The sequence below is a fragment of the Tautonia sociabilis genome (assembly GCF_003977685.1).
Taxonomy (GTDB): Bacteria; Planctomycetota; Planctomycetia; order Isosphaerales; family Isosphaeraceae; genus Tautonia; species Tautonia sociabilis.
Genome location: NZ_RYZH01000001.1, coordinates 1 through 20,523, shown reverse-complemented (window position 1 = coordinate 20,523; position 20,523 = coordinate 1). Strand labels below are relative to the sequence as shown.

The window sequence follows — 20,523 nt, the reverse complement described above, 5'->3', positions numbered from 1 at the left end:
ATCGGATTGCGCCGAGGTGGGTCGGCTCGGACGGAATCGGGCCCACAGGCCCCCTCGAACGGCCACAATGAGGCTACCTTGCAGATTCGAACCACCGGCCGAGCACGTGACCGCCTTGAGATCATCCGCCCGGAGGCCAGCGAGGAGGACGGGACCGACTCGCTCGCCTCGGTCGTGCGCCGGGGGCTGATGCACGCTCCGAAGTTCATGCCCTGCCGCTTCCTCTACGACGCGATCGGCTCGGAATTGTTCGAGCGGATCTGCTCGCTGCCGGAGTACTACCCGACCCGGACCGAGGACGCCATCCTCCGCGATTGGGCGGCGGAGATGGTCGTCGGGTGGGCCGAAGCGACGACGATGATCGAGCTGGGCAGCGGCAGCTCGACCAAGACCCGACGGCTGATCGAGGCGGCGCTCCAGGAGTACGGCCGGCTGCACTACGTGCCGATCGACGTCTCGGAGATAATCCTCGAGCAGTCGGCCCGGGCGCTGATCCAGGCCTACCCCCGGCTGTCGGTCACGGGGGTCGTGGCGGATTATGACACCGCGCTTCGGGCGATCGCCGGGCGGTTCCCGGGCCCGAAGCTGGTGGTCTTCCTCGGATCGAGCCTGGGCAACTTTGACGACGAGGATGCCGTCGGCCTGCTCCGGAACCTCTCCGAGACGATCGGTCCGGAGGACCGCCTACTCGTCGGGCTCGATCTGATCAAGGACGCCGCGGTCCTGGAGGCCGCCTACGACGACGCCGAGGGGATCACCGCGCAGTTCGGCAAGAATCTCCTCCGTCGGATCAACCGCGAGCTCGGAGCCGACTTCGACCTCGACCGATTCGGCTATCGGGCCCGGTTCGAGGCGGCTCGGCACCGGGTGGAGATTCACCTGGTCAGCCTTCGGGACCAGGTCGTGACGATCCCCGGCGCCGAGATGGTCGCCTCCTTCGCGGAGGGGGAGACGATCCACATCGAAAATTCGCACAAGTACACTCCCGAATTGATCAGGGAGCTTGCGAGTCGTTCTGGGTTCATTGAGGAGGAATCCTGGACGGATCCGGGCAACCTCTTCCGGGTCCAGCGTTGGCGTCCCCGGGATTGAGCCGGGGCCGCTCCGCGGTGCCGCCGGCCAAAGCGCATCGGCCGGCGACCGCGAACCCGGTCGGATCGCGTCCGAGGGCGGAGCGGGCTCTGATAGGTTTCCCGCTGGAGCCCGGCCCGCCCTCGCACCGGCCGACCGCCCGAGTTCCCGGATCGAGCCACGACGCCCCTGGGATCAGGCATCCCGGCAGAGGCGGAGCCCGGAGAACTGCCAGCGGGCGTCGGGGTGGAAGAAATTGCGGTAGGTGGGCCGCATGTGGCTGGCCGGGGTGGCGCAGGAGCCTCCGCGGAGAACGTGCTGGTTGCACATGAATTTGCCGTTGTATTCCCCGACGGCGCCGGCGGAGGGCCGGAAGCCGGGATAGGGGAGGTAGGCGCTGGCGGTCCACTCCCAAACGTCGCCGAAGAGCTGTGCCGGCTCGTCGTTGGGGGCGAGAGAGGGAGCGGGGGCGGGGTGGAATCTCCCGGAGTCGGCGAAATTGCCGGCGATGGCGACGTCGGCGGCAGTCTCCCACTCGGCCTCGGTGGGCAGTCGGGCGCCGGCCCATCGAGCGAAGGCGTCGGCCTCGTAGTAGCTGAGGTGGCAGACCGGCTCGGCGGGGTTGACCGGGAGCATGCCGGCCAGGGTGAAGGTGCACCAGCTCCCGTCGACTCGTTCCCAGTACAGGGGAGCCTCCCAGCCGAGTTGCTGGACAGCCGCCCAGCCGTCGGAGAGCCAGTGGTTCGGGCGGGAATAGCCGCCGTCGGCGATGAACTCGAGGAACTCGCCGTTGGTCACCGGACGGGAGGCGATCCGGAAGGCCGGGACGAACTGGCGATGACGAGGCCCTTCGTTGTCGTAGGAGAAGCCCCCTTCGGCGTGGCCGATCCACCGGATCCCCTCCGGGTAGGAGATCCAGCGCAGCGGAGGGGCCTCGGAGGGGGGATCGGAAAGCCGATCGGCGAACGCCGGGCGCAGCGGGTTGTGCCAGAAGGCGTGCTTCAGGTCGGTCAGCAGGAGTTCCTGGTGCTGTTGCTCGTGATTCAGCCCGAGGGTCAAGATCGGCGCGATGCGGCGGATTGCCTCGGGGTCGGCGGCTCTGAGCAGTTCCTCGACGCGGGAATCGACTTGTTCCCGGTAGGAGAGGACCTGCCGGGCGGTCGGCCGGGTGAGCATCCCCCGGCGGTCTCGGGAGATGCGGGCGCCGACGGCGTTGTAGTAGGAATTGAACAGGAAAGCGAATTGGGGGTGGAATGGCCGGAAGACCGGCTCGTGGGGAGCGAGGACGAACTCCTCGAAGAACCAGGTCGTGTGCGCCAGGTGCCACTTGACGGGGCTGGCTTCGGGCATCGACTGGACGACGAAGTCCTCGGGTTCGAGCCGATCGCAGAGGGCGGCGGAGGCCTGTCGCACCCCCCGGTAGGCGATCGCCAGCGCCTCGGCCGGGGAGCTCGACTGAGGGCACGGCGGGTCGTCGACGGCGGCCGGGGGAGGGGTCGATCGCGACATCGAGCGGCTCCGATGCGGGAAAGCGGTTCGGGGGACCTCGAGAGGCGAGGGGATGGCCCTGTTCTAGGAGCGCCCGGGGGGGCCGTCAAGCGATCACGGCGTCTTCACCCGATGACGGGGAACACTCGGGAAAAAAACTTGGGGAAATGCGCGATTCCACCCCGGCAAAGTCGCGATGATCAAGGAGACGAGAGCGACGTCCCCCTCCGACTGGGGAGGCCGAGCCGCTCCCGGGACACGAGGCATCGAGCCTGACGCCCCGGGGCTCCCCGCGACGACGACCGCCGCGGGCCCGGCCGCCGGGACGATTGTCCCGAAGGGCCCGAGCTGAGGACCATCCCGAACCGATCGCCCGAGGGAGCCGGTTCACGCCGGCGTCCTTCCGCCCGCCCGATGCCCGCACTTCGAGGCGACGGAAGCCTCGCCGCGCCCCGGTGATCTTCCCGGCCGACCGCCGCGACGGCCCGTCGCCGCGGTCCGGGCCGTCGAGTCCGACCAGCCGCGATCCCGAATCGCGGAGAAGGTCTAAGGAAATCGTCTCGTACGACACCGAGAGCGACCGACCCGCCCCCGAGCCGACGGCTCTCGGGGCACGACGATCCCACGACGGCCCGGCTGGCCACCCGAGGGGTATCGCCGACCGGCCCGAGGCCCGATCATGCCGAAGCGACCACGAGCAACGACCATCCCGATCGCCCCGGCCCTGGAGGCTCGCCCCGACTCGGAGCGAAGCCTCCGGCGTTGGGTTCGGGCCCATGCCGGCCTTCACATCCCGCACAAGGCCGTTTGCCGGGGGCACCAGGCCCCCTGGCGGTTTTTCGCCGACGCCTTCCTGGAGCGGCCCCCCGTCATATTGGTCCTCGGCCCCCGGGGAGGGGGGAAATCGTACCTTTCGGCCCTGGAGACCCACCTCGTCAGCCGGTTCGACCCGGGACACGGCACCCGGCTGCTCGGAGGGAGCCTGGCGCAGTCGCAGCAGGCACACCAGGCGTTGGCGGAGCTCGCCCGGGACGACCCGGCCCTGGAGAAGCTCACCGAGTCGAGGGCGGTGTACACCAACGGGTCCGAGGTGCGCGTGCTCGCCGCCTCTCCCACGAGCGTGAGGGGGCCGCACGTCCCAAGCCTGAAGCTGGACGAGGTCGACGAGATCGACCCCGATTGCCGGGACGCGGCGCTGGGCATGTGCATGAACCGGGGGGACACCCCGGCCTCGGTCCTGATGACCTCGACCTGGCATCGGGTCGACGGCCCGATGTCGAACCTGATCGAGCGGGCCCGGGGGAACGAGTTTCCGCTTTACTCCTTCTGCATCTTCGAGGTGCTTCAGCGCTGTCCTGAGGAGAGAAGCGGGCCGAACCTGGAGAAGTGCCCGGAGTGCCCGATCGTTTCCTGGTGCCACGAGGATCGCGACTCCGATCCGCTCGGCCGGCCGAAGGCCAAGCGGGCGTCGGGGCACTACGGGATCGACGCCCTGATTCAGAAGGCCCGGGTCGTCAGCCGTCGGGCCTTCGAGGCGGACTACCTCTGCCGGGGGCCGAAGGCCGACGGGCTCTGGTTCTCGGGGTTCGACCCCGTCGCCAACGTCAGCGAAGCGGCCGAGTTCGACCCGAGCCGGCCGGTGCTGCTGGCGGTGGACTCGGGGGTCTTCACCGGGGCGGTCTTCTTCCAGGTCGTCGGCGTATCGACCCCGATGGGCACGGTCGATCAGGTGCACGTCTTCGCCGAGTACCTGGAGGAAGGCCGTTCGGCCGAGCACAACGCCCGGGCGATCCTGGAGGTGGCTCGGGAGCGTTGCCTGGGGCGGATCGACGTCGCCTCGACCGACCCGGCCGGCAACGCCCGTACGGCGGTCGGGCCGACGGTGCTCGGCGAGTACGAGCGGGCTGGGCTGAGGAACCTGAAGTTCTGGCCGGGGGGGGCGTCGGTCACCGACGGCCTGGCGCTGGTCGAGTCGTTCCTCCGCCCGGCCGACGGCGGCACCCGACTGCTCATCCACCCGCGCTGTGAACACACGATCCGAGCCTTCCAGCACTACCGAAGGGCCAGAAGAGCCGGCCAGTGGGCCGACCACCCCGAGGACCCGCAGCACCCGCATGAGGACCTGATGGACGCCCTCCGCGGGGGGCTCCGGACCCGGTTCCCTGACGGCCGCGCCCCGGCCCCGGCCCTCGGCCGGGTGCCCGCCCGCAGCGTCTTCTAAGGCGAGCCCCGCTGGCCGGCGTGGAGCCGGCGCCGATGCTTCCCCCTTGACGACTCCCAGGAACGACCATGCCGACCAATCGCGACACCCTCGAACTGCTCGGCCGCCGGCATCCGGAATGGCAAGAGCACGCCCAGCGGTGGCGGTGGCTGCTCGACTCACTCGAGGGCGGCGAGCGCTACCGCCAGGCCGTCTACGGCTTCGACCGTCGCGGCCTCCCCGTCCGCAACCTGATCCGCCACAAGCGGGAGTACCCCGACCCGAGAGAGGCCGGCTCCTCCTCGCCGATCCCCGGGGCCGACCCGTTCTCCCCGTCGGTGATCTCCCCCGACCCGGCGACCTTCGCCACCGACGACGACTACGAGCTCCGCCGCGCCCGGACTCCCGTGCCGACCTTCCTGGCCGAGGCGATCGAGACGCACCTGGCGCGGATCTACGCCCGGGAGATCAAGCGCTCCGGCCCCAAGGCGCTGGAGGCCTGGTGGCAGAACATCGACGGCTGCGGGACCACGATCGACCAGTGGATGGCCGAGACGGTCGCCCCGCTCCTGCTGACCCTCGGCCAGCTTGACCTCTGCTTCGACCACCCGCCCGCCCCCGCCGGCGAGGAGATCGAGACCAGGGCGGACCTCGTCCGGCTGGGGCTCGATGCCTGCGTCGCCTCGGTCATCCTGCCGGAGAACATGCTCTGGTGGCGGCTCGATCCCACCGGCCAGCGCTACGAGGAATGCCTCGTGCTGGAACGGCACGAGACGGCCGACGGCCCCGAGACGCGCTACCGCCAATGGACGGCCGAAGGCTCCACGCTCTACGACGAGTCCGGCACGGTGCTCGCCGAAACACCGCACCCGTTCGGCCGTGTGCCGATCGTCCGGGTCTTCGACCGGAAGAAGCCGCGATGCCGGAACATCGGCCAGTCACGATATGAGGGGATCGCCGAACGTCAGCGCGAGTACTATAACCGCGACTCGGAGCTGATCCTCTCCGACACGACCCAGGCCCACCCGCTGCTTCAGGGGCCGGAGGATTACATCCAGCCCGACGGCACGGTGCCGATCGGTCCGGGATGGCTCCTGCCGAAGAAGAAGAACGTCCAGGGCGGGCAGGCAACCTACGAGGGGTTCGACGTCGTCGAGTTCCCGAAGGAAAGCGCCGAGTCCATCCGCCGGAACAAGGCCGACATCCGGGACGACGTGGACCGCGACGCCTCGCTCGTCCGCACCCCGGTGCGGGAGGCGGTCGCGCAGTCGGGCCTGGCGAAGCTGATCGACCAGGCCGACGGGAACAACCGCCTGGCGAAGATCGCCCGGGTGCTGGCCCAGGCGGAGCGCGTGGCGGCCGAGTTCGCCCTGATGGTCCTTGGCGACGGCCCTCCCGCCGCCGAACTGCTCGCCGGGATCGAGATCCTCTACCCGGCCGAGTTCGACCTGTACACGGCCGACGCGGTCGCCCGCGCCGCGGCCGACTTCCAGGCCATCGCCGGCCGGGCCGGAGCCCTGCCAACCTGCGAGGCCCTGATGCTCTCCCGGCTGCTCCGTCTCTGCCTACCCGGGCTGGCCGACCCCCAGTACTCGGAGTGCGAGCGCGAGATCGCCTCGTATGTGGAGGAAAGGTCGCGGGCCCGGAAGAGGGACGGAACGGCCCCCTACGACGAAGTCGCCCGACGTGATGTCTTCCAGGACATCAACGTGATCTGACGTGATTAGCCGGGGAAGGCCCCTCGGCTCCCCCCTTCGAACGAATCGACCAGATCGTGTTCCCCCATCCATTCGAAACAGCGCCGGTGTCGCCCCCCGGGCGGCCGGCGCGCATCAGGGCGGCCGGGGCGACGCGCCGGGATCGACGGCGAGGGCGGTCCGGCTGCCGGAGGACGAAGACGTGATGAATCCTGAATTGGTGACCAAGCTCGTCTCGGCCATCTCCGTCGGTCTCTTCGGGGTGACGGTGATCGTGACCCTGGTGCTCCCACTGGCCTTCGGCCTGATCGAGCGCCGCCCCTGAGCTGCCCCGCGACCCTGAGTCTCACCGTCACGAACCGACCCGAATCGACCGCCGAGGACGGACCATGACCCCGCACCGCATCCTGCTGAACCCCGAGGCCGGCGAGGGGGGCGCAACCGCCGGCGCCGCGACCGCCCGCGAGGCCGGGCCGGGACCGGAGGCCCCCGACCCGGGCTCGGCCTCCGACCCCAGCCCGGCCGACGCGAGCCGCGCCGCCGAGGAGCGGCTCCGGACGCTGGAACGCCGGTTCGACGAGGAGCGGAGCCGGCTGGCCCGCAAGGCCGAGGACTGGGAGCGCGCCTGCAAGACGGCCCTCAAGGAAAAGGAGCTGGCGGCGGCCCTGGCCGGTCGGCCGCTTGTCCGGGGGGCCGCCGCGCAGCTGATCGCGCTCTGGAGGGATGAGCTGGAGGTCGTCGACGAGGCCGATCGGCTCCGGGTCCGCTCCCGGGACGGCCGGTCCGTCGAGGACGCGGTCGCCTCCTGGCTCGCCGGTCCGGACTACTCCCACTTCGTCCGGCCGGCGTCTCGAGGGGGGACGGCGCCCCCCGGAGACTCGCGATCGGCCTCCAGCGCTCCGGCGGCCTCCCCGCCCAGGACCCTGGGGGAGACCGTGCTCCAGCAATGGCGAGAGGCCGTTCAGGCCTCCCGGCGGGAGCTGGGCGTCCCCATCGGACTCGGACGGCGCCGGGTCTGAGGACGAACCGACCGATTCGCTTGGATTTGCTTTTTCTTGAATTGAACCATCGGAATTCCCATGCCTACCACGTTCCTGCAAGGCATCCAGAAGGCCTCGGACCACCAGGCCCAGATCCGCAACGACATCCACGTCGTGGCCGCGAACTGGTTCGTCAACCGCTGCCCGTTGGTCACCCGGCTGCCTCGGCTGCCGGTCGGCTCGACCACCTTCTCGATGATCAACCGGGCCTTCCGCAAGCGGACGGCCACGCTGGCCGCGGCGGTCGCCGCGGGAGACGGTCAGATTACCCTGGATGACGCCGGCTCGTTCATGGTCGGCGATGTGCTCGAGCTCCCCTCGGGCGAGCGGATCGAGGTCCTGGCCGACCCGAACCTGACCACCGGCGTCGTGCAGGTCCGCCGCGCCGCCGAGGGCACCACCGCCGGCTCCGCCTCGGTCGGCGGGGTCGTCCGCCTGATCGGCAACAGCCGGACCGGCGCCGAGGTGAACCAAAGCGGCGTCGCGCTGGCCCCGACCGGCGTCGTCCAGTACTGCCAGACCTTCCAGCACCCGGTGCAGATCGGCGGCTCGCTCCAGGCGAGCCTCGGCTACCAGACGTCTCCCGGCATCCAGACGCCGTTCGACCAGCACAAGATGGACGCGCTCCAGAACCTGATGGACGACATGGAGGTCTCCTCCTACTACGGCCTGGGCGAGGCCCCGACCGTCGCCGGGCGGCCGAAGCAGCGCGGCCTGCGGTCGCTGCTGTCGACCAACCGGGTCTCGACGCCGACCAACGCCGGCGCCTACAAGCCGAGCGACCTGATCCGGGACACCCTGGAGCGCTGCCGGGCCAACGGCGGCTCGCCGGACGTGATGCTCGTCTCGTCGAACTTCATGACCGGCCTGGCCATCTGGGGGCACGCCGCCCAGCGGATCGACGCGGGCGTGAATGTCTTCGGCCTGCCGATTGACGTCTTCGAGGCCCCCTTCCTCGGCGGCATCTCGCTGATCGAGGCCCCGCTGCTCCGCCCGTTCACCGCGATCGCGCTGACCAGCAGCGAGATCCGGCTGCGGATGAAGCGCAATGAGTACTGGAGCCCCCGCGGCAGCCGGGGAGACGCCTTCGAGGGCGACTGGATCGCCGAGGGTGCCATCGAGGTCGAGAACGAGTCGCACCACGCCTGGCTCGAGGGGATCACCGCCTTCTCGGCGAGCTGATTCCGGCCCAGGTCGGCACCTGTTGCCGACGGAGCAGGACCGCCCGGGGGGCCCGGATCTCGATCCGGGCCCCCTCCCCCCACATCTCCCTCCTCCACCGGGGCCACCCCGGAGGACGCGACCCGTGAGCCGACTTGAGTTTCACTTCCGAGGCGTCCCCGAGTTCGTCGACGCCGAGTCCGAGAAGGCGGGCCGTCCCGAGCTGGCCGGGGCGGCCCGCCGCGTGCCGGCGCTGGGAGCGCTGGCGACCCTCTGCGCCCAGGCGGTCGAGGCCGCCGCCGACGGCCGACCGGCCTCCGACATCCTCCGACAGGCGGCCGATTTCCGCGACCAGTTGCGGATCGCCGCCGATGCCGCCGATGCGATGCTCTCGGCCGTCTCCCGGGGCTGCGACGCCGATTGGTCCCTCGAACACGGGCCCCGGCCCGCCGGGGCCTCGAGCCGGGGCACTCCCCGGCGCCGCCGGCCGGAGCCGGGCTCGGGAGCGAACGACGAATCATGAGCATGAACCTCGATGCCTACGCCACCGACGAGGACGTCGCCCTGACGGCGAGCGACGACCTCGGTACCCTCTTCCCGGCCGACCAGGTGCTCGCCTCCGGGCTCGACGGCGCGTTCAGCCCAGCGGACCGACGGACCCTGACCTCGGCCTCCGTCGACTTCGCCGCCGCCGGGATCGCCTCCGGGCACGTCGTCCGGTTGGTCGGCCCCCCCGAGTTCTTCCGGACGCCTGGGACGCTGCTCGGCGTCTCGGCCTCCTCCTCGGGATCGCTGACACTCCGGAGGCTCGGCCTGGAGGCCGGGGCTCCGATTGCTCCTCCCGAGGGGCTGACCGGTGTGGAGTTCGTCTCGACGACTCTGGCACCACAGCTCTCCCAGGCGAGTCGGGAGCTTGATCGGATCCTCGGTCTCGACCCGCCCTCCCCAGGCTCGCCTCCCCTCGACGCCGACGCCTCGGAGGCACTCCGGGACGCGGTCGTCCTGCTCGTTCTCGCCCGTCGGTACGCGGCGATGGCCCGCGAGGAGGGGGACACCTTCGCCACGAGGGCGAGGCTCTTCCGGGAAGAGTTCGAGGCCCTGGTGACTCGGCTGTCGTCCATCGGCTCGATCCTCGGCCCTGGCCGGGCACCCCGACCGGGCACTCGACTGATTCGGTGAACATCCTTCGGCGAGAGATGGGCGCCCCTCCCCGGACGCCGAGAATGAGGATCTCCCGACGTGATCGCTTGATCGTCCGGCGATTTGATCCCCGGCCGCTCGGGGCGGCTGGCGCTCTCCTCGACACCTTCGCCCCCGAGGGCCACTCCCGTCCCCGGGCGGGGCTCTCCGGCCTGTTACCGAGGACCAGGGGCATCGGCCCCGCCCCCATCCCTGCCCGACGACCTCGCGGAGCCTCTCCATGAGTTATTCTGACCGAGATGCCTACGACGCGATCGTCTCCGCCCTGGCATCGAGCCGGGCCTTCCGCGCCGTCCGGCTCGACGACGCTCCGAGGGGAGCGGCCGGCGTCGGCCCGTCCCCAATGGCCGTCGTCTCGCCGGGAGGATGGGAGGATTCGCCCACCGACGATCCGGACACCACCCTGCGACGAGTCTCCTACCGGGTGACGATCTCCGTCCGGGGAGACGACGCCCGCTCCCGGTTCCGAGAGGCCGACCGCCTGGCCGGGCTGGCAATGGACTTGCTCGACGGCGCCGATCTCGGCGGAGGATGCGTCCCCTCCCTCTCGAAGGTCGAAAAGGGGGAGTGCCGCCCCTCGGTCGCCGACGGGGAGGCGACCTGCGAGCTGCGGGGGACCTTCTCCTACCTCTCCCCCTCCTCCCTCGGGTTCGTCGCCGACCGACCTCCCGGACTGAGGCCGGAGGATCTGGCGCTGGTCGGCGAGACGAACCGATTCACCGAGCCTCAGGTCATGCTGGCCTCGCTTCAGGTCGGGATCGACTCCGATCCGGCCGCCGGGCAGCTCCATGTCTCCTCGGCCGACCCGGCCCGGCCGGCCCTGGTGGTCGACGGGGCCGCCGGTCAGACGGCCGGGGTGTTGCTGGTCCGGGCCGGCGACGGCTCGGTGCGACTGACCGTCTCTCCGGCCGGTGAGCTGGGAATCGGCACGGCGCCGAGCAGCCCGCTGCACGTCGCCGCCAACGCTCACGGTCTGGCCCTGGACATCGCGCAGGCGAACGCCGACCCGGCGATGGTCAGCCGGATCGCCGGGCGGTTCGTCACCTCGGGCCCGGGGGGGGCGGGCGTCTTCAATTACGCGACGTTCCACGTCGCCTCCGGAGCCAAGAACAACCGCTGCATCTTCGCGCAGGCGACGAGCGGGGCGGGAAGCCCGGATGTCAACATCGGCCTGTACGCCCTGGCCGACGGCGGCTCGGTGCAGAACTCCGCGGTGTTCGCCCAGGGCGGGACCGACGCGGTCGACTTCGCGATCCTGGCGATCAACCGGACGGCCCTCCGCTCCCAGAACGCGGGGATCCCGGCGCTGGAGGTCCGGGGAGTCTCCGGGATGACCGCCCCGCTGGTCGCGATCCAGGACCCGGCCGGCGCGACGATCGCCGGGATCCTCGGCGACGGCGGCCTGCGGCCGGCGTCACTCCCGGACGCCTCGGCCTCCAACCACTCGATCTACTTCAGCAGCACCCTCGGGAAGCTGGCCTACAAGGACGCCGCCGGCACGGTCCATCCCCTCTACTGACCTGGGAGCGAGGGACAGCACTCCCCACGGTCCCCGGGAGCGATTTCCGATGAACCTGATCCGGGTTGGCCCGATCTTTGTGAACTTCGACCGCGTGACGACGGTCCGAGACCTGACTCCGGAGGCCGGCACCGGCCCCCGCCTGGTCCGGATCGAATTCGATGAGGGCCACACCGTCGACATCACCGCCCAGGCACAGTGGCTGCTGGACTGGATGATCTCGCAGGCGACCGACGTGACGCCGACCGCCCCCTAGCCGGGGCTCGACCGCGTTCCGTTCAGGTCGGGTCGACCTTGGCGTCCCCCGAGCGAACGCACTCGAGGTCGGCCAGGGAGTGGCACCCCTCAGGCAGCTCGGCCTCCTCGACGAGCATGTTGGGGATGTCGTCCTGGACGGCGAACCGAAGCCCGCACCGCGAGCAGACTAGGGCCCCGTCCTCCAGCCTCAGCGGCGCCTTCCCCATCGGGCAGACGAGCAGGGATAGCAGTTCCTCGCTGATCATCGGCTCCTCGGTCTTCGAGTCCGGCGGCCCCGCCCCGGCGGTCAAGGGTTCCCCGGGGCGGCATCCGGTCGTCATTATGGGAGACGCGGCCGGGGGACGGAAGGCGAATCCGGTCGCCTCTCGGCTCCCTCCCCCCCGGCTCCGGACCGACCGCCCAGGCCAAGGTGACGACCGAGGACCGATGCGCTACGAGCCGATCCGCAGGGTGGCGGTCACCGGCCTGGGGGCGCTGAGCCCCAACGGCCTCGACCGGGACTCCTACCGAGAGGCCCTCCGCGACGGGCGCAGCGGCGTGTCTGCCATCGAGGAGTTCGACGCCTCTGGGCTGGGCAGCCGGGTCGCCGGCGCCATCCGGGGGGTCGACCTGGGGAGGGCCCTCGAGCCGAAGCAACTCAGAGTCGTGCCCCGCACCGCTCCGCTGGCGATCCTCGCCGGCCTGGAGGCGATGGCCGACGCCGGGCTCGATCCCGAAGGGCTCGACCTGGAGACCCGGAGACAGGTCGGCGTCATCCTGGGCACCGGCGGGGGCGGCATCGCGTTCGTCGAGGAGCTGTACGGCTACTACTACCGGGGGCAGCTCGAGAAGGCCACGGCCCTGGCCGTGCCGGCCGGCACGCCGGGGAACATCTCCTCGGAGCTGTCGATCCGGCTGGGACTGCGGGGGCCGTCGCACGTCGTCTCGACCGGTTGTACGTCGAGCACCGACGCCATCGGCCTGGCCTTCCGCCGCATCCAGCACGGCGAGACGCCCGTGATGCTCACCGGAGGGGCCGACGCGCCGATCGCGCCGGCGATTCTGCTCGGCTTCGACGTCATGGGGATCATCTCCCGCAACTGGAACGACCAGCCCGCTCGGGCCTGCCGTCCGTTCAGCCGAGACCGAGACGGGTTCGTCCTGGCCGAGGGCTCCTGGATGCTCCTCCTGGAAGAGCGCGAGCACGCCCTCGCCCGGGGGGCACACATCTACGGCGAGCTGCTCGGCTACGCCAGCACCTGCGACGCCTGGCACCGGGTTTCCATGTCGAGCGACCTGGACGAGCCGGTCCGAGCCATCCGCCTCGCCCTGCAGGATGCGGGATTGACCGCCGACGACGTCGAGTACGCCAACCTTCACGGGACCGGCACGCCGCTGAACGACCGAGTCGAGACCGCCGCGCTGAAGCGGGCGCTCGGCCCGAGGGCGGCCTCGGTGCCGATGTCGAGCACCAAGAGCATGATCGGCCACCCGCAGGGCGCCTGCGGCGCCGCCGGCCTCGTCGCCACGCTGCTCGCCCTGGAGGCCGGCTTCCTGCCCCCGACGATCAACCTTGATGAGCCCGATCCCGAGTGCGACCTCGACTACGTCCCCCACCGCTCCCGCCCCGCTGGCGGTGCCCGGATCGCCCTGTGCAACTGCATGGGATTCGGCTCGAAGAACTCGGCGCTGGTCGTCCGCCTGGGAGACGAGCCGTGACCGCCTTCCGGGGCCAGACGGCGGACGACCGTCGGCGGCGATCGCCGCGGTCGTCTCGGCCCGGGGAGGGATCGAGTTCGGCAACGGAGGGCGGTTGGGCCGGGCGTTCTCGGGCGGGAACGCTGGTCGGGGAAGCGGGCGAATCGCCCGGGGGCGGCTCGCCTGCACGCTCCAGGCGGCTCCTGATACAATGGAGCTCATCGCCGAGTTGTCGATCCGGTTCGAGACGGAGGGGGGACCAGACCATGAGCCTTCGCGAGGCGCTGGCCGGCGCGGTCGCTCGAGATCCCCGCTACTCGGTCGAGGCCTACGAGTTCATCTTCGCGGCGCTCGACCTCGCGAAGGTCCGCAAGCGGAAGGCCCGCCGGGCGAAGGGGAGGGCCGGCAAGCCCCGGAGCAAGGCCGCCGAATCCAGGCACGTCTCCGGCCGGGAACTGTCCGAGGCCGCCCGAGACCTCGCCCTCGACCTGTACGGCCTGCTGGCCTTGCCAATCCTTCAGGGCTGGGGCATCCGGTCGACTTCCGACCTCGGCGAGATCGTCTACAACCTGATCGCCTCGGGGGACCTCGAACGCTCCCCCGAAGACGAGCGGAGCGACTTTGACGAGGTCTTCGACTTCGAGGCCGCCCTCGGCAGCTCGTACGTCATCCCGATCGAGGACCCGGAGGAGCGATGACCGCCGATCCCGCGCATTCCCCGACGATCCCGGCCGACCCCATCGGCGCGACCCCCGCCCAGCGGCGGCGGTTCGCGGTGGCGCTGGGCGTCTTCGGCCTCTGGGTCGCCGCCCTCGCCCTGCTCGCGACCCGGGCCGAACCCCCCGACCCAACGCCGGAGACGAACCCCGGGGCCGCCCCCCCCTCGGCCGTCCCCGACGGAGCGGCCGACGAGGACGACCGCCCCCGATGAGCCCCGACGGCGGCCGACGCCCCCGCCTGGTCCCCCCTCGGCGCTCCGATCCGGAGCTGATGGACGCCCCCGGGCTCCCCGAAGCCGAGGTCGCCGAGGCCTACGCCGTCCTCCGACGGGTCAACCGCCACCTGGGCAACAACCTCGTCATCGATCGAGAGGTCGCGCGCTTCCTGATCGAGGACCGTCCCGAATCGCCCGTTTCGGTCCTTGACGTCGGCTCGGGCTCCGGCGACATCCCCCGCCGAATCGCCCGCCGGTTCGAGTCGAAGGGGGCCCGAGCGGCCCTCGCCGTGGCCCTCGACCGCGATCCAACCGCCTCGGCCCTCTCCCGATCGGGAACCGGCGCGCCGATGGTCGTCCGGGCCGACGCGCTCCGGCTGCCGATGCCCGATCGCTCGGTCGACCTCGTCTCGGCCGTCAAGTTCGCCCACCACTTCGAGGGCCCGGCGCTGGCCCGATTGCTCTCGGAAATGGCCCGAGTCGCCCGGCGTCGCGTCCTCGTGCTCGACATCCGGCGGCACTGGGCCGCCTACTGGGGCTTCGTCGCCTGGAGCCGAGTCTTCACCCGGAACCGACTCGTCCGGCACGACGGCCCGCTCTCCGTCCTCCGAGGCTTCTCCCCTGAGGAGCTGACCGCGCTCGCCTCCCTGATCGCCGGCTTCCACTGGACCGTCCGGCGCTATCCCGGGTTCCAGATCGCACTGGTCGGACGCCGGAGCGACACCGGGGCGTCGCCGAGACTCGCGATGGAATCGGAGCAGAGCACCGAACACAAGCAATAGAGAACAAAAGCACAAAAAAAAACATCAAGAACAGATCCGTCTGCATCTTTGTTCTTTTGTTTCCTTCAGACCGAGTGATCCCCTCGGCGCCCCGCCCTCGGACGGGGAGGTCCATCAGCTCGGCAGCCTGGCCCGGTCGCGAGTCGACGCGAAGCCGAGCGACAGCAACGCGTCTCCCCACCGGCCGAGCATCGAGGCGGCGTCGATCAGCGACGGCCGGATGAGCGCGTGGTGGAAGGCCCGGCAGAGGGCGATGCGGCGATCGAACCGGGAGTGCCAGGCCCGGATGGCCTCTCGCACGACGGTCAGGTCGGCGGCCCCCTGGGCAATCGACTGGAGCACGAAGGGAGCGAGCAGTTCGGACCCAAGCAGCGCCATCGTCAGGCCCTGGCCCCCCAGCGGGTCGATGGTCCCCCGGGCATCCCCAGCGTAGAAGATGCCGGGCAGGAGGGGAGAGGAGGCCTCGATCCGGACTCCCGCGACCGTCTTCCACGGCCCGGCCGGCTCCGCGGCATGCCAGAGGGCGGCCAGGGTCGGATTGCTCAGGAAGGCGGCGTCGGCCAGTGCGTCGAGGTCTCCCCGATGCTCCCGGGAGAGCCGTTCCGGCAGCAGGCCGCAGAGGTTCGTCCGGCTCCCCTCGACCCGACAGGAGCCGACGTATCCTCCGGGCAACAGGTGGAGCCCGACCGTGCCGGGAGGCTCGTCGCACGCCGGGTCCCGGACGACAAGATGCCGCTTCAGGCCGAACAGTCGAGGACGCAGGCCGGGCACGCTGCGGGGGAGGGTCGAACCGGTCCGTCGGGCGAGGCTCGAATGGCGACCGTCGGCCGCGACGACAACCCGGGCCCGCAAGGAGAACGGGGAGCCCCCGACTCCCCGGCCAGCGACCCCGACGACCCGATCCCCCTCGAGGATCGGGCCCGACACCCGGGTCCCCTCGAAGACGATGACGCCAAGCCGGCGGGCCTCGCCGAGCAGGATCGCGTCCAGCGCCGATCGGCTCAGGCCGAGGCCGGCCCGGCCGTCGGGACCGACGACCTCGGCCTCAAGCCTTCGACCCCGAGGGGTCGTCAGCCGGGCGGCCCGGATCGGCCGGGCCCCGGATCGGGCGATCGCGTCGGCCAGACCGAGCCCTTCGAGCGCCAGGGCGCCCTCGGGGCTGAGGTACTCGCCGCAGAGTTTGTCCCGGGGGAACCGGCCGGCGTCGATCAGGGCGATCCGGGCCCCGGCCCTCGCCAGCCGGATCGCCAGCGAAGAACCCGCCGGCCCGGCGCCGACGATCGCCGCGTCGATCGGCCAGAGGTCGTCGGGGGAATCGGGCGGATCGGCTCGACTGGACATCGCGGGAGCTCCGGAGCGGTCGACGCCCCCTGATGTCGCCCTCCGCGCGTCGCTGGAGAGGCCCGATCGGCCGCCGAGCGGGGGGCGTCCGGGTGGCTCGGGAGCCGTCTCGCCGGTGGCGGGCCCATCGCCCCTTGGAACCGTCTTCGAGATCGGTCCCCGATCGCCCGACCCTCCGAGATGACCAGCGAATCCGGCCGGACCCCAATGATCGGCTTATCTCGACTCCCTCGGGATGATCAGCTCCCGGATCCGCTGGTGCACGCCCAGCCCCCGGGCTTTCAGCTCCCGGCGAAGCTGATTGAATGCATCATAGCAGGCCTGCGCTGAAGGGTAGCTCAGCCATCCCCGGAACGAGGACGAGCCCTCGTCCTTCCACGAGCTGGTCGGCCGGGATCCCGAGGCGGTCGCCGCGAAGGCCGCCTCGACCTGAGCCAGGATCCGCCCGGGATCCGGTCCGCCCTCCCCGTCTCCCCACAGGGCCGAGGGCCAGGCGACGTCCAGGTTGCAGCTCAGGTTCCGGTCGGACGAGGCCATGCCGATGACCTCGTAGGGATTCTCCACCTCGAGGCGGAGCAGCAGCAGTTCGACGTCGATCAGTTGGATCGGATGGTCGACCCGATCCTTCACGCCCGACCGGACCGAGGCCCCCTCGGCATCCCGCTCCGCACGGGGGACCACCGGATCGACGACCGGCATCGAGGGCTCCTGGCGGACGGCCTCGGCGGCGCAACGGCCGGCGACCCGGGCCCGGCACAAGATCTCATACGACCGGGACAAGATCCGGAAGGCCCACTCGTCTCCGCCGAGGTCGGGGTGATACTTCTTGCTCCTCGACCGGTATGCGTCCCGGATCTGCTCCATGCTCGCGTCGGGGGGCAGCCCGAGGACGACGAGCGGGTCGATGTCGAAGGTGTAGGTCATTGCGAAGTCAAGGCGTCAGGGCGTCGCGGGGACGATCCAGGGCCCTCCGTCTCACCGGATCAGTTTAAGGCCCCCGGAATCGCCCGGCGAGTCCGATCCTCCCCGATCGCCCCGGCGAGGTTGCCGAGCCGCCACCGCCCCGCCCGTCCCCTGGCATCGGGAGCACGCGGAGCGGCGTCTGATCCCCGACCGGGGCTCGGCCGTCAGGCGCTCTCTTTCTTGCGCTCCGAGGTGTCGGGATCTTCCTCGGAATCGGCCTCCTTCTTGGCCTTCTTCGAAGACTTCGACGAGGAGAGCGCCGCCGGCGACTCGAACAGGCTCCGCTCCTTGCGGACGACCTCCGGCGTGACGGTGTAGCGCGACTTCTCGGAGATGTCGGGCAGCTCGAACATGATGTCGAGCATGATCTCCTCGACGATCGACCGCAGGCCGCGAGCGCCGGTGTCCTTCTCCTTGGCCCGACGGGCGATCTCGGCCAGGGCCTCCTCGGTGAACTCGACCTCGGCCCCCTCCATCTCGAAGAGCTTCTGGTACTGCTTGACCAGCGCGTTGCGCGGCTCGGTGAGGATCTGGACCAGGGCCGGCACGTCCAGGGGCTGCAGGGGGCAGATCACCGGCAGTCGGCCGACGAACTCGGGGATCATGCCGAATTCGAGGATGTCGTCGCTGGTGACCTTGTCCAGCAGGCTGCCGATCTCGCTGTCGTGCTCGGTCTTGGTCTGGCCGCCGAAGCCGATCGTCTTGCGGCCGACGCGGCGGGCGATAATGTTGTCCAGCCCGACGAACGTGCCGCCGCAGATGAACAGGATGTTCGAGGTGTCCATCTGGATGTACTGCTGCTCGGGGTGCTTGCGGCCCCCTTGCGGCGGGACGTTGGCGATCGTCCCCTCGAGCATCTTCAACAGCGCCTGCTGCACCCCCTCGCCGGAGACGTCTCGGGTGATGGAGACGTTGTGCGAGGTCTTGCCGATCTTGTCGATCTCGTCGATGTAGATGATACCGCGCTGGGCGGCCTCCAGGTCGAAGTCGGCCGCGTGCAGGAGCTTCAGGAGGATGTTCTCGACGTCCTCGCCGACGTAGCCGGCCTCGGTCAGGGTGGTGGCGTCGCCGATGGCGAAGGGGACGTTGAGGATCCGGGCCAGGGTCCGGGCCAGCAGCGTCTTGCCGCAGCCGGTCGGGCCGATGAGCAGGATGTTCGACTTGTCCAGCTCGACCTCGCCGCCCCCTTCCTCGCCGTGGACCAGACGCTTGTAGTGGTTGTGCACGGCGACGGAGAGGACCTTCTTGGCGCGGTCCTGGCCGATGACGTACTGGTCCAGCTGCTCCTTGATCTCCCGGGGGGCGGGGATGTCGGTGAACAGCGCCTTGGGGACTCCCCGACGCTTGCGTTCCTGGTCGAGGATCGACTGGCAGAGCTCGATGCACTCGCCGCAGATGTAGACGTCGCCGGGGCCTTCGACGAGCGGGCCGACATCCCGGTAGCTTTTTCGGCAGAAGGAGCAGTAGGCGTTCCTGCGGTTGCCGCCGCCGTTGCCGGCGCCGCCCGGGCCGGTCAGATTGCCGCCGGCCCCGCCGGCCCCCCCGCCGCGACGCCCGCCGCCGTTGCCCCCGGTGCCGCCGCCGCTGTCCTTACCCGTGGGCATACTCGGTCCTTTCGTCGCAATCGCAACAGGGGATGAGAACGCGCGGCCGACCCGCCGTCGGGGGAAGGGCGGTCGGTCGATCGGAGACGGCGCCGGTCACGAGGCCCGGTCGCGATCCGACGCGTGCCGGGGCGATCTGAAGGCGAAGGGCATCCCGCCGAGAGAGAATCGGGAGGGGGTCGCTCCGTCCGCTTGATGTCCGATCGACGCCGCGCCCGGCCGGCCGCCCGCCCGACGCGACTCCCGCCGCTCGCCAACTGAGCCATTCTAGAGCATGCTCGGGGGTGAAGCAAGCGACGCCGAAGGCCGACGCGAGAGGCCCTGACCGGATCGCCTTCCTGTGACGTCGCTGGCGCCCGTCCCTGGAGCTAGATCCGACCCGATCCGCCCGAGCCGTCACCCAGGCTGGGACGGACCATCGGCACCGTTCTCGGGAGCGGTCTGCCCGTGAGGAGGTTGCGGCCCGGCATCATCGGCCCCGAGATCCGGCCAGCGGCGAGCAGGATTCGTGAGAGGCGGTTCGAGCATCCGAGGCTCCGGATCGCCGGTCCCTAATCCGGGGGACGACTTCGGGCAGGATCGCGGCACCTCCCCGCTGGGACCGGCCAGGACACGGCACGATGCCCCCCCCGGAAGATCCCCGATCGGGGATCGCGCGGGACCAACGCAAACCCAAATCCACACTTTTCATTTTTCTAATTCGTCGAATTGAAATGTGATCCGTCGGTTGATCCTTGCGTCGTGCGCCGGGCTTGAGTACGCAATTGAGGAGTCGTGCCCCAAATGTCCGGCCAATTCGGGCCGGCGGGGCCGCGTCTCGGAGGGTAACGAATGTCACACCGCCTGCGCACCGGAGGCGGCCGCGCCTCAGCCCCAGTCCTCTTGGTCGCCTCATCCTTCCTGTTTGGATGTGGGGAGAAGACGCTCCCCGTCGTGCCCGACGAGGCTCCCCCCTCGGCCGAGGCGGGAGCTGGCTCTTCCCCAACCGCGACCGTTGAGACGGACCCCATCAACGCCGCTCTCCAGGGGGGCGACCCTTCGCTCCCCCCCGGTCGCAAGGAATAAGTCGTCGGCCCACCAACCACGGCGGGCCCGCTGGCCCGATTCCGACGCTCAAACCACCGACAGCCCTCACGGACCCGCCATCGATCGGCGGGCCCGCATCCTCCCTATCTTTACATCCCCAGGTACCTTGCCGAGGCTTCCCAGAATGTCGACATCGGCTTCCCCACCCCTCCCCCGCCGAGGATTCACGCTGATCGAGTTGCTGGTGGTGATCGCCATCATCGGTGTCCTGATCTCGCTGCTGCTGCCGGCCGTACAATCGGCACGGGAGGCCGCCCGGCGCGCCCAGTGCACCAACAACCTCAAGCAACTCGGCCTCGCCGTGCACAACTACATCGACCAGAATGGCTCGATGCCCATCGGCGCATACAAGGCCCGCGAGCGCTACAACGTCACTGTATGGCCTTTGGGTTCTCTGGACGGGAACTTGATGGTACTCACGCCGCCGCCGGGACGCCAGCGAGGAGGTCACGTCGCACCTGGTCGGGCGACCGGTGGGCGTGACGGAGGATCAGCCATCGTT

Annotated in this window: 19 protein-coding genes; 14 read left to right on the top strand and 5 right to left on the bottom strand. The window is 70.5% G+C overall.

Annotated features, from left to right (window positions below; all coding sequences use genetic code 11):
• The first annotated feature begins 78 nt into the window (after window positions 1–78).
• A complete protein-coding gene (gene egtD, locus TsocGM_RS00095; protein ID WP_233578102.1) occupies window positions 79–1,092 on the top strand; it encodes an L-histidine N(alpha)-methyltransferase in 1,014 nt (337 codons plus the stop codon).
• Window positions 1,093–1,266: 174 nt separating this feature from the next.
• On the opposite strand, the gene egtB is transcribed toward egtD, so the two are convergent.
• Window positions 1,267–2,580: an ergothioneine biosynthesis protein EgtB gene (egtB, locus tag TsocGM_RS00090; protein WP_126723275.1), complete on the bottom strand. Its 1,314-nt coding sequence runs from the start codon at window positions 2,578–2,580 to the stop codon at window positions 1,267–1,269.
• A gap of 658 nt (window positions 2,581–3,238) precedes the next feature.
• Between egtB and TsocGM_RS00085 the strand changes: the two genes are divergently transcribed.
• From TsocGM_RS00085 to TsocGM_RS00050, 8 genes are all read left to right on the top strand, one after another.
• Window positions 3,239–4,780 (top strand): hypothetical protein, encoded by a 1,542-nt coding sequence (locus tag TsocGM_RS00085; RefSeq protein WP_126723273.1) that lies wholly within the window; start codon window positions 3,239–3,241, stop codon window positions 4,778–4,780.
• A gap of 68 nt (window positions 4,781–4,848) precedes the next feature.
• A complete protein-coding gene (locus TsocGM_RS25695; protein ID WP_158633309.1) occupies window positions 4,849–6,477 on the top strand; it encodes a hypothetical protein in 1,629 nt (542 codons plus the stop codon).
• A 368-nt stretch (window positions 6,478–6,845) separates the two neighbouring features.
• Window positions 6,846–7,475: a hypothetical protein gene (locus TsocGM_RS00075; RefSeq protein WP_126723271.1), complete on the top strand. Its 630-nt coding sequence runs from the start codon at window positions 6,846–6,848 to the stop codon at window positions 7,473–7,475.
• Window positions 7,476–7,535: 60 nt separating this feature from the next.
• The gene (locus TsocGM_RS00070; protein WP_126723269.1) at window positions 7,536–8,678 is read left to right on the top strand and encodes an SU10 major capsid protein; all 1,143 of its coding nucleotides are present in this window, start codon (window positions 7,536–7,538) and stop codon (window positions 8,676–8,678) included.
• Between the two features lie 124 nt (window positions 8,679–8,802).
• Complete coding sequence (locus TsocGM_RS00065; protein WP_126723267.1) at window positions 8,803–9,180, top strand: hypothetical protein; 378 nt, start codon at window positions 8,803–8,805, stop codon at window positions 9,178–9,180.
• Complete coding sequence (locus TsocGM_RS00060; protein WP_126723266.1) at window positions 9,177–9,836, top strand: hypothetical protein; 660 nt, start codon at window positions 9,177–9,179, stop codon at window positions 9,834–9,836. Before TsocGM_RS00065 ends, TsocGM_RS00060 begins: the two co-directional genes overlap by 4 nt.
• 241 nt (window positions 9,837–10,077) lie before the next feature.
• Window positions 10,078–11,376 carry a hypothetical protein gene (locus TsocGM_RS00055; protein ID WP_126723264.1) on the top strand — a complete coding sequence of 433 codons (1,299 nt, stop codon included), beginning with the start codon at window positions 10,078–10,080 and terminating at the stop codon, window positions 11,374–11,376.
• Window positions 11,377–11,425: 49 nt separating this feature from the next.
• A complete protein-coding gene (locus TsocGM_RS00050) occupies window positions 11,426–11,632 on the top strand; it encodes a hypothetical protein (RefSeq protein WP_126723262.1) in 207 nt (68 codons plus the stop codon).
• Window positions 11,633–11,654: 22 nt separating this feature from the next.
• On the opposite strand, the gene TsocGM_RS00045 is transcribed toward TsocGM_RS00050, so the two are convergent.
• Entirely contained in the window at window positions 11,655–11,879 is a 225-nt protein-coding gene (locus TsocGM_RS00045) for a Trm112 family protein (protein WP_126723261.1), read from the bottom strand.
• A 181-nt stretch (window positions 11,880–12,060) separates the two neighbouring features.
• Here TsocGM_RS00045 and TsocGM_RS00040 point away from each other — a divergent pair, with 181 nt between their 5' ends.
• The 4 genes from TsocGM_RS00040 (at window position 12,061) to TsocGM_RS00025 (ending at window position 15,027) form a co-directional block, all read left to right on the top strand.
• Window positions 12,061–13,332, top strand: a complete 1,272-nt coding sequence (locus TsocGM_RS00040; protein ID WP_126723259.1) for a beta-ketoacyl-[acyl-carrier-protein] synthase family protein — start codon at window positions 12,061–12,063, stop codon at window positions 13,330–13,332.
• 245 nt (window positions 13,333–13,577) lie between these two features.
• Entirely contained in the window at window positions 13,578–14,009 is a 432-nt protein-coding gene (locus TsocGM_RS00035) for a Minf_1886 family protein (RefSeq protein WP_126723257.1), read from the top strand.
• Window positions 14,006–14,242 (top strand): hypothetical protein, encoded by a 237-nt coding sequence (locus TsocGM_RS00030; RefSeq protein ID WP_126723255.1) that lies wholly within the window; start codon window positions 14,006–14,008, stop codon window positions 14,240–14,242. The genes TsocGM_RS00035 and TsocGM_RS00030 overlap by 4 nt, the downstream gene beginning before the upstream one ends.
• On the top strand, window positions 14,239–15,027 hold the full coding sequence (locus TsocGM_RS00025; RefSeq protein WP_126723253.1) for a methyltransferase domain-containing protein: 789 nt from the start codon (window positions 14,239–14,241) through the stop codon (window positions 15,025–15,027). The genes TsocGM_RS00030 and TsocGM_RS00025 overlap by 4 nt, the downstream gene beginning before the upstream one ends.
• 114 nt (window positions 15,028–15,141) lie before the next feature.
• Here the strand turns inward: TsocGM_RS00025 and TsocGM_RS00020 are convergent, their stop codons facing one another.
• The 3 genes from TsocGM_RS00020 to clpX form a co-directional block, all read right to left on the bottom strand.
• A complete protein-coding gene (locus tag TsocGM_RS00020) occupies window positions 15,142–16,368 on the bottom strand; it encodes an NAD(P)/FAD-dependent oxidoreductase (RefSeq protein ID WP_126723251.1) in 1,227 nt (408 codons plus the stop codon).
• Between the two features lie 216 nt (window positions 16,369–16,584).
• Complete coding sequence (locus tag TsocGM_RS00015) at window positions 16,585–17,292, bottom strand: J domain-containing protein (protein ID WP_126723249.1); 708 nt, start codon at window positions 17,290–17,292, stop codon at window positions 16,585–16,587.
• 203 nt (window positions 17,293–17,495) lie between these two features.
• On the bottom strand, window positions 17,496–18,935 hold the full coding sequence (gene clpX / locus TsocGM_RS00010; protein WP_126723248.1) for an ATP-dependent Clp protease ATP-binding subunit ClpX: 1,440 nt from the start codon (window positions 18,933–18,935) through the stop codon (window positions 17,496–17,498).
• 1,210 nt (window positions 18,936–20,145) lie between these two features.
• On the opposite strand from clpX, the gene TsocGM_RS26675 reads away from it, so the two are divergent.
• A partial coding sequence (locus TsocGM_RS26675) for a type II secretion system protein (RefSeq protein ID WP_126723246.1) occupies window positions 20,146–20,523 on the top strand: 378 nt, incomplete at its 3' end.